Source organism: Azoarcus indigens (assembly GCF_004361735.1).
GTDB classification, from domain to species: Bacteria; Pseudomonadota; Gammaproteobacteria; order Burkholderiales; family Rhodocyclaceae; genus Azoarcus; species Azoarcus indigens.
The window spans coordinates 134,716-148,152 of the sequence record NZ_SNVV01000001.1; the positions used below are offsets into that span (position 1 = coordinate 134,716).

General features: G+C 67.5%; 10 protein-coding genes and 1 pseudogene. 7 read left to right on the forward strand and 4 right to left on the reverse strand.

Features of this window, described 5'->3' with window-relative positions:
* Nucleotides 1–98 precede the first annotated feature (98 nt).
* Nucleotides 99–2,465 carry a phosphoenolpyruvate synthase gene (ppsA, locus tag C7389_RS00675; RefSeq protein WP_133587362.1) on the reverse strand — a complete coding sequence of 789 codons (2,367 nt, stop codon included), beginning with the start codon at nt 2,463–2,465 and terminating at the stop codon, nt 99–101.
* A gap of 122 nt (nt 2,466–2,587) precedes the next feature.
* Here ppsA and ppsR point away from each other — a divergent pair, with 122 nt between their 5' ends.
* The 4 genes from ppsR (at nt 2,588) to C7389_RS00695 (ending at nt 6,981) form a co-directional block, all read left to right on the forward strand.
* Entirely contained in the window at nt 2,588–3,421 is an 834-nt protein-coding gene (gene ppsR, locus C7389_RS00680; RefSeq protein ID WP_133587364.1) for a posphoenolpyruvate synthetase regulatory kinase/phosphorylase PpsR, read from the forward strand.
* 99 nt (nt 3,422–3,520) lie between these two features.
* Nucleotides 3,521–4,690 carry a DUF2863 family protein gene (locus tag C7389_RS00685; protein ID WP_133587366.1) on the forward strand — a complete coding sequence of 390 codons (1,170 nt, stop codon included), beginning with the start codon at nt 3,521–3,523 and terminating at the stop codon, nt 4,688–4,690.
* Between the two features lie 71 nt (nt 4,691–4,761).
* Nucleotides 4,762–5,196, forward strand: a complete 435-nt coding sequence (gene msrB / locus C7389_RS00690) for a peptide-methionine (R)-S-oxide reductase MsrB (protein ID WP_133587369.1) — start codon at nt 4,762–4,764, stop codon at nt 5,194–5,196.
* 156 nt (nt 5,197–5,352) lie between these two features.
* A complete protein-coding gene (locus C7389_RS00695) occupies nt 5,353–6,981 on the forward strand; it encodes a methyl-accepting chemotaxis protein (RefSeq protein ID WP_133587371.1) in 1,629 nt (542 codons plus the stop codon).
* A 273-nt stretch (nt 6,982–7,254) separates the two neighbouring features.
* On the opposite strand, the pseudogene C7389_RS25265 reads toward C7389_RS00695, so the two are convergent.
* From C7389_RS25265 to C7389_RS00710, 3 genes and pseudogenes are all read right to left on the reverse strand, one after another.
* Nucleotides 7,255–7,620: pseudogene (locus tag C7389_RS25265) on the reverse strand (DUF599 domain-containing protein); the annotation flags it as partial.
* A gap of 42 nt (nt 7,621–7,662) precedes the next feature.
* The gene (locus C7389_RS00705; protein WP_133587373.1) at nt 7,663–8,604 is read right to left on the reverse strand and encodes an alpha/beta fold hydrolase; all 942 of its coding nucleotides are present in this window, start codon (nt 8,602–8,604) and stop codon (nt 7,663–7,665) included.
* Between the two features lie 88 nt (nt 8,605–8,692).
* Entirely contained in the window at nt 8,693–11,095 is a 2,403-nt protein-coding gene (locus C7389_RS00710) for a DNA internalization-related competence protein ComEC/Rec2 (protein ID WP_133587375.1), read from the reverse strand.
* A gap of 101 nt (nt 11,096–11,196) precedes the next feature.
* Here C7389_RS00710 and C7389_RS00715 point away from each other — a divergent pair, with 101 nt between their 5' ends.
* The 3 genes from C7389_RS00715 to C7389_RS00725 all read left to right on the forward strand — a co-directional run bounded on the left by C7389_RS00715 (nt 11,197) and on the right by C7389_RS00725 (nt 13,383).
* Complete coding sequence (locus C7389_RS00715) at nt 11,197–11,754, forward strand: DUF2062 domain-containing protein (protein WP_133587377.1); 558 nt, start codon at nt 11,197–11,199, stop codon at nt 11,752–11,754.
* A 55-nt stretch (nt 11,755–11,809) separates the two neighbouring features.
* Nucleotides 11,810–12,409, forward strand: a complete 600-nt coding sequence (xpt, locus tag C7389_RS00720; RefSeq protein WP_133587380.1) for a xanthine phosphoribosyltransferase — start codon at nt 11,810–11,812, stop codon at nt 12,407–12,409.
* A 113-nt stretch (nt 12,410–12,522) separates the two neighbouring features.
* Complete coding sequence (locus tag C7389_RS00725) at nt 12,523–13,383, forward strand: HDOD domain-containing protein (protein ID WP_133588150.1); 861 nt, start codon at nt 12,523–12,525, stop codon at nt 13,381–13,383.
* Nucleotides 13,384–13,437 lie beyond the last annotated feature (54 nt).

Genomic DNA, 13,437 nt, shown 5'->3' on the forward strand with positions numbered 1-13,437 from the left:
CCCGAGAGTGTAGCACCTTTGCCCGCGTCGACAGCCCACCTGCGTCAACGGCAAACGGCGGCACACAGGCCGCCGTTCTCGCGAAAGTCAGGCGTGAGTTAGGCCTTGCCGTGGTTGGCGAGCCTCAACCAGGTGTCCACCACCGTGTCCGGATTGAGCGAGATGGTCTGGATGCCCTCGTCCATCAACCACTCGGCGAAATCCGCATGGTCGGAAGGGCCCTGGCCGCAGATGCCCACGTACTTGCCCAGCTTGTTGGCGGCCTGGATGGCCATCGACAACAGCAGCTTGACCGCGGGATCGCGTTCGTCGAAAGCATGCGCCACCAGGCCGGAGTCGCGATCCAGGCCCAGGGTAAGCTGGGTCAGGTCGTTGGAGCCGATGGAGAAGCCGTCAAAGTGTTGCAGGAACTGATCGGCCAGCAGGGCGTTGGACGGGATCTCGCACATCATGATGAGCTTGAGGTCGTTCACGCCGCGCTTCAGGCCGTGCTCCGCCAGCAGGTCCACCACGCCGGCCGCCTCTTCCAGGTTGCGCACGAAGGGGATCATGATCTGCACGTTGGTCAGGCCCAGCTCGTTGCGCACCTTCTTCATCGCCGCGCATTCCAGCTCGAAGCAGTCGCGGAAGCTGTGGGCGATGTAGCGCGAGGCGCCGCGGAAGCCCAGCATCGGGTTCTCTTCCTCCGGCTCGTAGATGTCGCCGCCGAGCAGCTTGCGGTATTCGTTGGACTTGAAGTCCGACATGCGCACGATGACCGGCTTCGGGTAGAAGGCGGCGGCAATGGTGGCCACGCCCTCCACCAGCTTCTCGATGAAGAACTGCTTGGGCGTCGCGTAGCCGCGGGAGCGGCGCTTGATCTCGTCGCGCAGGCTGGCCGGCACCTGGGACAGCTCCAGGATGGCCTTGGGGTGGATGCCGATCATGTTGTTGATGACGAACTCCAGGCGCGCCAGGCCAACGCCGCCGTTGGGGATCTGCGCGAACTCGAAGGCGAGTTCCGGATTGCCCACGTTCATCATGATCTTCACCGGGATGTCGGGCAGGTTGCCCATGTCAGTGGTGATGACCTCGAAGTCCAGCTTGCCACGATAGACATAGCCGGTGTCGCCTTCGGCGCAGGAGGCGGTGACCGATTCACCCTCTTCCAGCACCTCGGTGGCGTTGCCGCAACCGACGATTGCGGGAATGCCCAGTTCGCGGGCGATGATGGCCGCGTGGCAGGTACGGCCGCCGCGGTTGGTGACGATGGCGGCGGCACGCTTCATCACCGGTTCCCAGTTCGGGTCGGTCATGTCGGTGACCAGGATGTCGCCCGGCTGCACGCGATTCATTTCGGAGGCGTCGGCAACGACGCGGACGGTGCCGGCGCCGATCTTCTGGCCGATTGCGCGGCCATGGGCCAGCGCCTTGCTGTACTGCTTGAGGCGGTACTTCTCCATCACCAGGCCGCTGTCCTGGCTCTTCACCGTTTCCGGGCGGGCCTGCAGGATGTACAGCTTGCCGTCCTCGCCGTCCTTGCCCCACTCGATGTCCATCGGACGACCGTAGTGCTGCTCGATGATCACCGCGTAGCGCGCCAGTTCCAGCACGTCTTCGTCGGTCAGGGAGAAACGGTTGCGGTCGGCTTCCGGCACGTCCACCGTGCGCACCGACTTGCCGGCCACCGCCTTGTCGGCGAAGACCATCTTGATCAGCTTGGAGCCCAGGTTGCGGCGGACCACCGCCGGCTTGTCCAACGCCAGCGTGGGCTTGTGGACGTAGAACTCGTCCGGGTTCACCGCGCCCTGCACCACGGTTTCGCCCAGGCCGTAGGAAGCGGTGATGAAGACCACGTCCTTGAAACCGGATTCGGTGTCGATGGTGAACATTACGCCGGAGGCGCCGGTGTCGGAACGCACCATGCGCTGCACGCCGGCGGAGAGGGCGACATCGGCGTGGGCGAAGTTCTTGTGCACCCGGTAGGCGATGGCGCGGTCGTTGTACAGCGACGCGAACACTTCCTTCATCGCGTGCAGGATGTTCTCGTAGCCGTGGATGTTCAGGAAGGTTTCCTGCTGGCCGGCGAAGGAGGCGTCCGGCAGATCTTCCGCAGTGGCGGAGGAGCGGACGGCGAAGCTGCCCTCGCCTTCGGAGGTGATCTTCTCGTAGGCCGTCTTGATCTCGGTTTCCAGCTTGGCCGGGAACGGGGTATCCACGATCCACTGGCGGATCTGGGCGCCGGTACGGGCCAGCGCATTCACATCATCCACGTCCAGCGCGTCGAGCGCGGCATTGATCCTATCCACCAGCCCTTCATGAGCCAGGAACTCGCGGTAGGCATCCGCGGTGGTCGCGAAACCACCGGGAACCCGCACGCTGGAAGGTAGCTGGCTGATCATTTCACCCAGCGAGGCGTTCTTGCCGCCGACCTTGTCCACGTCGGACATACGAAGTTCGGTGAAGGGGATGACGTACTGGGTCATGGATGGCCTTCCGGAATTGTTGTGGAGAAAGCAAAATGCGATTTTAAGAGTTTTGCTGCTCTGCCGCATCGCAGGGTTTGCCCCAATACCGGATATTCCCTTCCGCCGAGACCCGAAAACCCATGAGCGACACCCCGATCCGCAGCGTCTTCTTCATCTCCGACGGCACCGGCATCACCGCCGAAACGCTGGGTCACAGCCTGCTCGCCCAGTTTCCCGAATCGCGCATGCGGCAAATCCGCATCCCCTTCGTGGACGACCTCGACAAAGCCATCGACTGTGCCAACCAGATCCGGGAAGCCCACGCCAGTGACGGCGCCCGCCCCATCGTCTTCAGCACGCTGGTGAATCCGGAGACGGTCGCCGCCCTGCGCAAGGCGGACGCGCTCTTCCTCGACCTGTTCGAGCGCTTCATCGGCCCGCTTGAAACCGAGTTGGGCCAGCGCTCTACCCATACCGTCGGCCGCTTCCACGGCATCGCCGACAGCATGGACTACAAGAACCGCATCGAGGCGATCAACTTCGCCATGGCCCACGACGACGGCGTTTCCTCCGACGGCGAACTGGCCGAGGCGGACGTGATCCTGGTCGGCGTGTCCCGCTCCGGCAAGACGCCGACCAGCCTCTACCTGGCGGTGCAGTTCGGCGTGAAGGCTGCCAACTACCCGCTGATCCCGGAAGACTTCGACCGCAACAAGCTGCCGGGCGAACTGCACATCTACCGCAACAAGCTCTTCGGCCTCAGCATCTCGCCCGAGCGCCTGTCGCAGATCCGGCAGGAGCGCCGTCCCAACAGCCGCTATGCCTCGCTGGACAACTGCCGCTACGAGATCGACGCCGCGCAGAAGCTGATGCGGCGGGAAAACATCCGCTGGCTGGATTCCACCACCAAGTCCATCGAAGAAATCTCGGCCACCATCCTGCAGAACGTGCGCCTCGTCCGCCCTGTCTATTGAAGCAGGGCGCGCGCGGGCGGAGAGACGGGCCAGTGGGCTAGAATGTCGGCCCCCGTCCGCACGGAGCCCAGGCTCCACCGGACATTCTCAGGACACGAGATGAAAAGAACGCGCCTCAAGCGCCGTGGCGGCCTAGGCCGCGACGCCGAACGACTCGCCTGGCTCGCCACCGGTCTCGCCGAATCCGGCTGCCGGGTGGAGGACCGCTACTGGGAACAGAACCTGGCCGCCGCCATCGACGAGCTGCTGGAAGACAACGACGAAGAAACCCTGAACGCCGCGCTGGATCACCTCTACAGCACCGAAGCCAGCGCCTACGACGAACTCGCCGACCAGATCGAGTCGCGTGCCGAATCCGCCCCCCGCCTGTCCGCCGAGCACGACGTGCTGCTGGTCGCGGCCCCCGTGCTGGCCTGGTCGCGCTACCGCATCCCCGCCACCGCGATTCCGCCGGCGGTGCTAGCCAACCTGCGGGTTCATCTGCAGGCCCACATCCTGGCCGACGGCGTGCGCTTCTCGCTCGCCGACTTCCTGTTCAGCCCGGACCAGTTGCCGCAGGGCTATTGCGGCACCGCCGCCTTCGCCCACGTCATCGGCGGCGCCGCGATGAACGGCCAGGACCTGCACATCGACACCGAAGGCATGCCGGAGACGGCGCAGTTCCTGTCCGACACCCGCTATCTGCTGGCCGCGGTGGCGGTCCCCAGGGGCCAGCCACTGTTCCGCTGGCAGGAGGCCGACGGCAGCCGCGAACAGGCGCTGAACCAGTGGCGCACCCAGGGCGGCGCCTGCCTTGCCCCGCTACTACCCGGCTGCGCGCTGGAAGTGGTTCTGCCGGAGGCCTATTTCGCCGCGAGTCGCAGCGCCGACAAGGACAGTCGGCCCTATGCGGTGCGCGCCTCGGTGGCCTACCTGGGCACCGCTCTAGAGGCGCCGGCGGCCAATCTGCGGGCGGTGATCGCCCCGTTCTGGGACCGCCACCTGGAGGAATACCGCATCGGCCTCACCCTGCGCGACCACGACGAGGTAGTGCATGGCGTCGTCTGGCCGCTGCTGGGCGCGGAGGACGAGAACAGCGACTGCGCCGCCCAGATCGAGGCGGTCCTGCGGGAGTGCGGGGTCAGCGAGATCGTGAACCTGGAGCACCGCTTCCCGCTCGAATACTGCGACGACTGCGGCGCCCCGATGTACCCTTCGCCGGAAGGCGAGATCGTGCATGCCGAGATGCCGGAAGAGCAGGCGGAGCAGCTGCCGCGGCATCTGCACTGAGGCCATCCGGCCCCGCCGGGGCCCTTGCCTGCCAGGCGCCCCGCCCACCAGCGCCCCACAGAGGAGACACCATGAGCCGCAAGATCAAGAAGAGCGACGCCGAATGGCGCGCCGCGCTCACCCCGATGCAATACCACGTGATGCGCGAGAAAGGCACGGAACGCGCCTTCAGTGGCGAATACTGGAACCGCTGGGAAGACGGCACCTACACCTGTGCCAGCTGCGGTGCACCGCTGTTCCGCTCGGAACACAAGTACGACGCGGGCTGCGGCTGGCCCAGTTTCTGGACCGCCGCCGAAGCCCAGAATGTGGAAACCGCCGACGACCACAGCCACTTCATGCACCGCACCGAGGTGCTCTGCCACCAGTGCGGCGCCCACCTTGGCCATGTGTTCGAAGACGGCCCGCAGCCCACCGGCCTGCGCTACTGCATCAACTCCGCTTCCATCCATCTGGACGCCGACGGCGAAAAGGATCCCTCCGGGGAGACGCGCGAAGAGCGCTGAGCGGCTCTCGATGCCCGCTTTGGGCAGCAATCCCTAAACCCGGCAATCCATCGGCCCGTTAATCCGCTTGAATAGCCGGAGAGAGGAGAAATCCGGCTAGCGCCGGCCAGCCTCGCTGCAGGCTGCCGGGACAACAACAAGAATGGGGGAGAAGCCATGAGCTGGTTCAACGATTTGTCGATACGCGGAAAGCTGCTCCTCAATTTCCTCGTGTCCGGTGGCCTCTTCATTGTTGCCATCATCATCTGTTACGTGCAGATCGGCCGGGTGGACAGCCTCGCCAGCGAAGTGGCGCGCAACTGGCTGCCCTCGGTGCAACAGGCAGCCAAGCTCAGCGAACTGCGCCTGCGCTACCGGGTGCGCAGCCTGGAGTACCTGCTGGCGGGACCGGCAGACAAGCCCAAGGTGGAAAAGGCGCTGGGCGAATTGGACACGTCGCTCCACGAGGCCATCGACGCCTACACCCCACTCATCGCCGGCGAAGAAGACAGGCGGCTGATAGAAGCCGTGCGCAGCGCGGCCCGGGACTATGCCAAGGCGGTGAATACCGCCATCGAACACGAGAAGGCCGGCCGCGACAGCGAAGCGCTGCAGGTCCAGCGCGAAACCTGGCTCCCGACCGCCAACCGGGTCCGCGACGCCATAGAAGCCCTGGTGGTGTTCAACCGCCAGAACGCCGACGCTGCCACCGCCATGGGCTCCAGCGCCGCCGCCCAGGCGCGGACCACGGCAATTGCCGCGCTGATCATCGGCACCCTCCTCGCCCTCGCCAGTTCCGTCTTCTTCTCTCGCCTGCTCAGCAACCGCCTTTCCCGCGTGGTGACGGCAGCGCAGCGCATCGCCGCGCGTGACCTCTCCGGTTCCGACCTGCCGCCGCGCAGCGGCGACGAGATCGGTGCGCTGATCGGCGCAGTCGGCGACATGCAGGCCGCCCTGCGCGACACACTGGTATCCACCAGGCAGGGGGCGGATGAGGTGTCCGGCGCCGCCCGCCAGCTCGGAGACGGCGTGTCGCAGATGGAGCAGAGCGTGGCGGTACAGAGCGAAGCCGCCTCGGCCATCGCCGCCAACGTCGAGCAACTCACCGTCTCTATCACCCATGTGTCCGACAGCACCGGCGATGCCAGCCGGCTCGCCGCGGACGCCGGCAGGCAGGCGCTCGAGGGCCAGGGCACGGTGGACAAGCTGGTGGAGGAAATCGGCCGCGTCTCCAATGTGGTGCAGACCGCGGCAGAGCGCATCGCCGGGCTGGAAACCGACTCCCAGCGCATTTCCAGCATCGTGCAGGTGATCAAGGAGATCGCCGAGCAGACCAATCTGTTGGCGCTCAATGCCGCCATCGAAGCGGCCCGGGCAGGCGAGCACGGCCGGGGCTTCGCCGTCGTGGCCGACGAGGTGCGCAAGCTGTCGGAGCGCACCGCCGAATCCACCGGCGAGATCACCGAGATGGTCCGCGCCATCCAGGAATCCACCCGCCAAGTGGTCGCCGGCATAGGCGATGGGGTGGAGGCGGTGAGCAACAGCGTTGGCCATGCGGAACACACCGGCCGGACCATCGCCGCCCTGCAGAGCATCTCCCAGCAAGTCGCCAGCATCATCGGCGAACTGGATGTCGCGCTGCGGGAACAGTCCGGCGCCTCTGCCGAGGTCGCCAAGCGGGTGGAGGAGATCGCCACCCATGCAGAGGAAACCGGCGCCGCCACCGCCGAGGCGTCCCGCTCGGCCCAGGCGCTGACGCAGGTCGCCGACACCATGCTGAGCACCGTCAGCCGCTTCCGCCTGTAGCCGCGCCGGGCCCGGCCGCAGCCGGGACACGGGGGCGCGCTCAGGACTGCAGTGCGCGCAGGGCCGCGGAAGCGAAATCCCCGGTAGAGCACCATGATGATCACCGAGGTCAGGCCGAAATAGTAGGCGCGGATAGCGCGGTTGAACTCGTCGCCCGCCAGCGAATTGACGGTGGCCAGCGGGCGTACGCCGCCTCCCGGGGGGCTCGCCCTCACCGCCGGTGGGCGTGCCGCCGATGAGGATGGACAGCACGTTGAACTGCCGGATGGAGCAGGTGAACTTGAAGTAGGCGACCACGAACGCGCCCAGCAGCTTCAGCTCCCACAGCGCGCGGCTGGGCTTGCTGGCGAAAGGCAGGCCGGCGGCGAAGCTCATCACCTGATCCAGCGTGCCCAACAGCGCCAGCAGCCCGGCGATGATGTAGATGGTGGTGTTGGCAGAGAAGGACACCGTCTGCATCAGGTCGCCGCCCAGCGCCGCATCGCTCACCCGCACTTCCCGCTGCACCATCTGCTGCGCCCAGGCGTGACGGTGGCGGCGGCTCGCCCCTTGCACCCCATGGATGGCCCAGCGGCTGCCTTCGGAGAACCAGCCGTAGCCCATCCACACCATCAGAAACCAGACCAGCGCAGCTGGCATCCACCGCCGGCAGGGGGGCGTACAGCGTCTACAGCATCCGGCTCACGCCTCGCTTTCGAGCAGGAAATCCCTCACTACCGCAATCTGCTCCGCACTCATCAGCATGGGCGCATGGCCGACGCCGGCGAACTCCACCGTGCGGGCGCAAGGGCCACGGCCAGCCATCGCCTGCAGCGTCGCCGGCTCCAGCAGGTCGGAGGCGGCGCCGCGCAACGCCAGCGTGGGGCAGGCGATACGGTCGTACACCGACCAGAGGTCCACGTCGGCAACCAGCGGCGTGTTGCGGAAGGCGTCGCCGATGCCGGGGTCGTAGCACATGGTGTAACCGCCCTCCACCTTACGCACCGAGTGCACGGTGAGATGGCGCCATTGCTCGTCGCTGAGCGCGCCAAAGGGCGCGCTGACCTCGCGGATGTAAGCCTCCGCCGCGGCCATGGAGTCGAAGCGCGGCGCCTTGCCCACGTACTGGCCGATGCGGCGCAGCGAGGCGGCGGTCACCACCGGGCCGACATCGTTGAGCACAAGCCGCCTCACCGGCGTATGCGGCTGGCTGGCAAGCAGCATGCCGATGAGGCCGCCCATGGAGGTGCCCACCCAATGCACCTCCTCCACGTCCAGCCGTGCCAGCAGGGTCACCATGTCACCGACATAGACCGGGAAGCCGTAGTCCGCCTTCACCCCCAGCCAGTCGCTGCGTCCGCGGCCGACCACGTCCGGACAGACGACACGGTAGTGGCTGGAGAGCGCACGGGCGAGATGATCGAAATCCCGGCTGTTGCGCGTCAGGCCGTGTGCGCAGACCAGCACCCGGGGATTGGCCGGATCGCCCCATTCCACGTAGGCCATGCGATGCAGGCCGTGCGGCCCCAGGCACTGCACCTCGCGCAGCCGCGGTTCGTCGGCGGGCGGCGGCGAGACCGGCGGCGGGTTGCGCAGGGGCTGGGGAGAATCGAACAGGCGACGCAAGGCGGAGATCAGGCTCATGGCAGCTCGGCGGTGGTCTGGATGACGGCCGAGTCTAGCAGCCGGCTGCACATGGCGGGCAAGCCCCGCATGCCGTGCATCTCAGGGCTCAGCGGCCATGCCAGTAACGCGGTCGCAGCGCCCGTACCGCCTCCACCGCCAGGCCCTCGCGCCCCATGCGGGCGATCAAGCCGCCCTGCTCATCGGTCCGCCAGTTGCGCGCACCGGCTTCCTGCCAGCGTGCCCACACGGCCGGATGCGGATGGCCGTAGGGGTTACGGTAACCGCTGGAGAACAGCGCCGCCTCCGGCAGCACGCTGTCGACGAAACGCGCAGTGGAGGAACTGCGGCTGCCGTGGTGGGCAACCACGATCAGTTCGCTCGCCAGCGCATCGCCCAGGCGGCCGACGAGCGCCGCCTCGGCGCGAGCCTCGATATCGCCCACCAGCAGCGCCGAGCCGCCGGCCCCGCGGACGCGCAGCACGCAGGAGTCATCGTTGTTGCGCCGAGCCGGGGCGTGACCGGGTTGGGGATGCAGCACCTCGAAGACCACGCCGTCCCAGGACCAGTTCGTCCCGGTCTCGCAGCGGCTCACCGGAAGCCCGGCCGTCGCCAGCAGGGGCAACGTCTCCGAAGCCATCGCCGCCTCCACCCGCATGCCCGCCAGTACCGCCTCGGCGCCGCCGATGTGGTCCATGTCGTCATGGGAAAGCAACAGCAGGTCCAGCCGCTGCACGCCCAGCCCGGTCAGATAGGGCAGCACTACCCTGCTGCCGGCATCCGCCGCTGGCCCGTAGGGCGGCCCGGCGTCGTAGAGCAGGTCGTGCCGCGCCGTCTGCAGATGCACCGACAGACCATTGCCCAGATCCAGCACCGTCAGCCAGAACTCGCCTTCCTGCGGCCGTGGCGGCCGCCAGCTCAGCAACGCGAGCAGCACCGCGACCGCCGCCAGCTTGCCGCCGGCGCCGCGAGGCAAAAGCAGCACGGCCGTCGCCGCCGTGCCGGCCACGATCAGCGGCAGCGGCGGCACAGCCTGTTGCCACAAGGCCCAGGGCGATGCTGCCAGCCAGTCGACCGGAATCATGGTGATCGCCATCAGCCAGTGCGCCATATGCAGCAGCGCGTCCACCGGCACCGCGGCGGCCAGCAGGGCCAGCGGCGTGACCAGGAAGCTGATCGCCGGAATCGCAACCGCATTCGCCAGCGGTGCCACCACCGAAAAGGACTGGAACAGCGCCAGCAGCGCCGGCAGCAAGGTCAGCGTGATGCCCAATTGCAGCCGCGTCGCCTCCCGCCAGCCACCGCGTTTCCCACCCAGCCGTCCGCTGGCCACCAGCAGGATGGTGGCCACAGCGCCGAAGGACAGCCAGAACCCTGGCGCCAGCACCGCCCAGGGGTCCGCCAGCAGCACGCTGAACAAGGCCAGTGCCAGTACCCGGCTGGGCGCGACCTCTCGCCCCAGCATCCACGCGACCGCCAGCACGGCGAGCATCACCAGCGCGCGCTGCACCGGCAACCCCAGGCCAGCCAGCAGGCCGTAGGCAACGCCGCCGGCCAGTGCAGCCACCGCGGCCGCCTTGCGCGCAGGCAGCCGCAGCGCCAGCCAGGGCAAGCGCCGCCAGGCCAGGCCAAGCGCACCACCGGCCAGCAGCGCGAAGAGTGAGACGTGCATGCCCGAGATCGCGACCAGATGAGTGAGGCCGGTGTTGCGGAACACATCCCATTGCGCATTCGGAATCGCACGTTGGTCACCCACCACCAGCGCCACCAGCACGCCGGCGTAGGGCGCCTCCGGCAAGGTGGCGAGGAAGCGGTCGCGCACCTCGCCGCGCAGACCATGCACCCAGGCCAGGAAGCCGCCGCCATCTGCCGCCAGCAAATGGTTGTCCGCGGAGGTGCGCACATAGCCGGTGGCCCGTATGCCCCGCTGCAACAGCCAGGCCTCGTAGTCGAAGCCATTCGGATTGACGAAGCCGTGAGGGCGTTTGAGCCGCACTTTCAGGCGCCAGAGTTCGCCGGCCCGCGCCGGCATGACCTCCTCCTCCACCTCTCCGCCCTCCCCGTCCCCTTCAACCGGTGCGGCTTCGGCCGTGCGCGGCCGCGGACGGTACCAGGAGAGCTGGATATTCTCAGGCACCTGCGGCACGGAGTCCCCCTCCGCGGGCTCCACCACCTCCACCCGGAAGCCGAAGCGCACGCCTTCCTCCATCCTCTGTGGCAGATCTGCCACCCGTCCGCGCAGCACCACGTCCCGCCCTTCCCAGACGGCCGGCAGCCCGTCCGCCAACCGGATTTCCGCCCGCCAAGCGGCCCACAGGAAGCCACCGCAGACCGCCACCATGCCCAGCAACAGCATCGCGGCGGCAGGCGAACTCCGACGCATGTGAAACGCAGCCAGGGCCGCCGCGGTCGAAAACCCACCACAGCCCGTCAGCACCTCGGCCGGAGGCAGTGCCGCCATGGACTGCAGGCCGCAGATACCGGCCGCAAACAGGAGAATCGCCATTCGCATAGAACAACATCATGAACGCCGCCCCTCCGGCCAGGCAAGCCGGGCGTGCTGCAAAAGCACGCCTGGCGGAAGCTCAATTAGAATTCCCGCCGGACTCCGCCATGCGTAAATCACTCAAGCGCTTCCTCCCCGACCACGGCAGCATCCGCGACAACCGCTGGCTGCGGCCCTTCGCCAACACCTTGCTGCACCCCCGGCTGTGGCACCTGAACCGCCACTCCGCCGCCGGCGCGGTGGCGGTGGGGCTGTTCTGCGGGCTCATCCCCGGTCCGCTGCAGATGCCGAGCGCCGCCGTATGCTGCGTGCTGTTCCGGGTGAATCTGCCGCTGGCGCTGCTGACCACGCTCTACACCAACCCGCTGACCATCGTGCCGCTCTACCTGCTCGCCTATCTGCTGGGCGCCCGCGTGCTGGGCGCGGACAGCGGCGGCTTCACCGCGCCGCCGGAGCCCAACGGCATGGGCATGATCGACTGGGCCGGCGCGCTGATCGGCTGGATGAGCGCCCTGGGCAAACCGCTCGCGCTCGGCCTCGTCCTGCTCGCTGCCATCCTGGCTGTGATTGGCTATTTCGGCGTGCGCGGCGCCTGGCGGGCTTGGCTGATCCGGGCCTGGCGGCGCCGCCGCCAGCGCCCGCCCAAGGCTCCGCCGCTGCGCTAAAATGCGCGCCTTTCCCGCCCCGGTTTCGGGGCGGTTGCGTTTCCAGGACCCGAGAATGAACTCCACCGAACTTGCTGCCGCCTATGGCCCGCTGGTGCGCCGCATCGAGAACGAGGCCACCGTCATCGGCGACCGCATCCTGCGCATCGACCACTTCCTCAACCACCGCATCGAGCCAGCCTTCATCCTCGAGCTCGGTCGGGAGATGGCGCGGCGCATCTCGGCCAGCCAGCCGAACGTCATCCTCACCGCCGAGGCCAGTGGCATCGCGCCGGCGCTGGTGGTGGCCCAGGCCCTGAACGTGCCGCTGGTGTACGCGAAGAAATACTCGCCGCAGGTGGAGTCGCCCTTCCTGTCGCGCATCATCCCCTCGCCTACGAAGGGCGGCGATATCAAGCTGGTGCTGTCGCAGCGCTACATCGCCGCCGGCGCCCGGGTCGCCATCGTGGACGACTTCCTCGCCAACGGCCGCACCGCGGTGGCACTGGTGGAGATGGCGCGCGAAGCCGGCGCCCAGGTGATGGCCGCCGGCTTCATCGTCGAGAAGTGTTTCATGCCGGGCCGCGCGCTGATCGATGCGCTGGCGGTACCGGTAGCCACGCTGGCCCAGGTCGAACGGCTCGAAGACGGCCGCGCCATCATGCGCAAATCCTGAGCCCGGCCTATGGCCCAGCGGCGGCTTTCCCCGCGCTGACGCCGGGCCTGGCTACACCTATACTTCCCAAGCGAGCTACACTCGCTTCCGCCCACCACTCGAAGAGCATGGCGATGCAAGATTTCGACTCCCAGGCCAAGGCGTTCTCGGACCAGATCGAGGAAGAGCTGCAGGAAGGCCGGCTCAACTTTCCCACCTCGCTGGACGTTTCCCTGCGGATCAAGCGCCTTGCCGACAACCCCGGCGCCTCCCTGGACGACATTGCCGCGCTGGTGCGCGCCGAACCCGTGCTCAGCGCGAAGACGGTACGGATGGCCAACGCCGTGCTGCTCAATCCCTACAGCGCGCAGATCACCAGCGTGAACGATGCAGTGAAGCGCATCGGCCTCGCCTCCCTGCGCTGCCTCGCCTTCGCCGTGGCTGCCGAGCAACTGGCGCAGGATCACCGCTCCAAGAACATGCGCCTCATTGCCTCCGGCCTGTGGATGCATTCCGTGGACGTGGCCTCCTGGTCCTACGCCTTCGCCCGCCATCTACGCACCATGAACCCGGACACCGCGCTGCTGGCCGGCATGATGGTGGACCTCGGCCAGTTCTTCCTGCTCTCCCGCGCCTCCGCCTACCCGGCCCTGGAGGAAAACATGAACCGCTTCGCCGAGTTCGTCGCCCTTTGGAACGAACCGGTGGGCCGCGCGGTGCTGGAAGCCTTCGAGCTGCCGGAAGACATCCTCGACACCTTCCAGTACGAAGACCCCTACGGCGGCTCCTGGCCGCCCGCCAACCTCCGTGACTTGGTCTTCGTCGCCGGCCTCGCGGCTGAAACACCCAACCCCTTCGAGAACCTGCTGGGCGTCAAAGGCCGGCCGGAACTGCTGGGCAGCTGCATTGCCGGCATCGAAAAAGAAAAGTTCGACGCCCTGCTGGACGCCGCCCGCGACAGCAAACAGGAGATGCTGGCCGCAGTCTGCGGCTGACACCACCGAGGACAAGGCGGCCAAGGTGCCGCGAAGTGCGCGCGGGAAGGAAGC

What these genes read in the sequence shown, in the direction of transcription:
- msrB (WP_133587369.1), top strand. Translation starts at nt 4,762, where the DNA reads ATGAGCCGCAAGATCAAGAAGAGCGACGCCGAATGGCGCGCCGCGCTC.
- ppsA (WP_133587362.1), bottom strand. Translation starts at nt 2,465, where the DNA reads ATGACCCAGTACGTCATCCCCTTCACCGAACTTCGTATGTCCGACGTG.
- C7389_RS00685 (WP_133587366.1), top strand. Translation starts at nt 3,521, where the DNA reads ATGAAAAGAACGCGCCTCAAGCGCCGTGGCGGCCTAGGCCGCGACGCC.
- C7389_RS00710 (WP_133587375.1), bottom strand. Translation starts at nt 11,095, where the DNA reads ATGCGAATGGCGATTCTCCTGTTTGCGGCCGGTATCTGCGGCCTGCAG.
- C7389_RS00715 (WP_133587377.1), top strand. Translation starts at nt 11,197, where the DNA reads ATGCGTAAATCACTCAAGCGCTTCCTCCCCGACCACGGCAGCATCCGC.
- ppsR (WP_133587364.1), top strand. Translation starts at nt 2,588, where the DNA reads ATGAGCGACACCCCGATCCGCAGCGTCTTCTTCATCTCCGACGGCACC.
- C7389_RS00725 (WP_133588150.1), top strand. Translation starts at nt 12,523, where the DNA reads ATGCAAGATTTCGACTCCCAGGCCAAGGCGTTCTCGGACCAGATCGAG.
- C7389_RS00705 (WP_133587373.1), bottom strand. Translation starts at nt 8,604, where the DNA reads ATGAGCCTGATCTCCGCCTTGCGTCGCCTGTTCGATTCTCCCCAGCCC.
- C7389_RS00695 (WP_133587371.1), top strand. Translation starts at nt 5,353, where the DNA reads ATGAGCTGGTTCAACGATTTGTCGATACGCGGAAAGCTGCTCCTCAAT.
- xpt (WP_133587380.1), top strand. Translation starts at nt 11,810, where the DNA reads ATGAACTCCACCGAACTTGCTGCCGCCTATGGCCCGCTGGTGCGCCGC.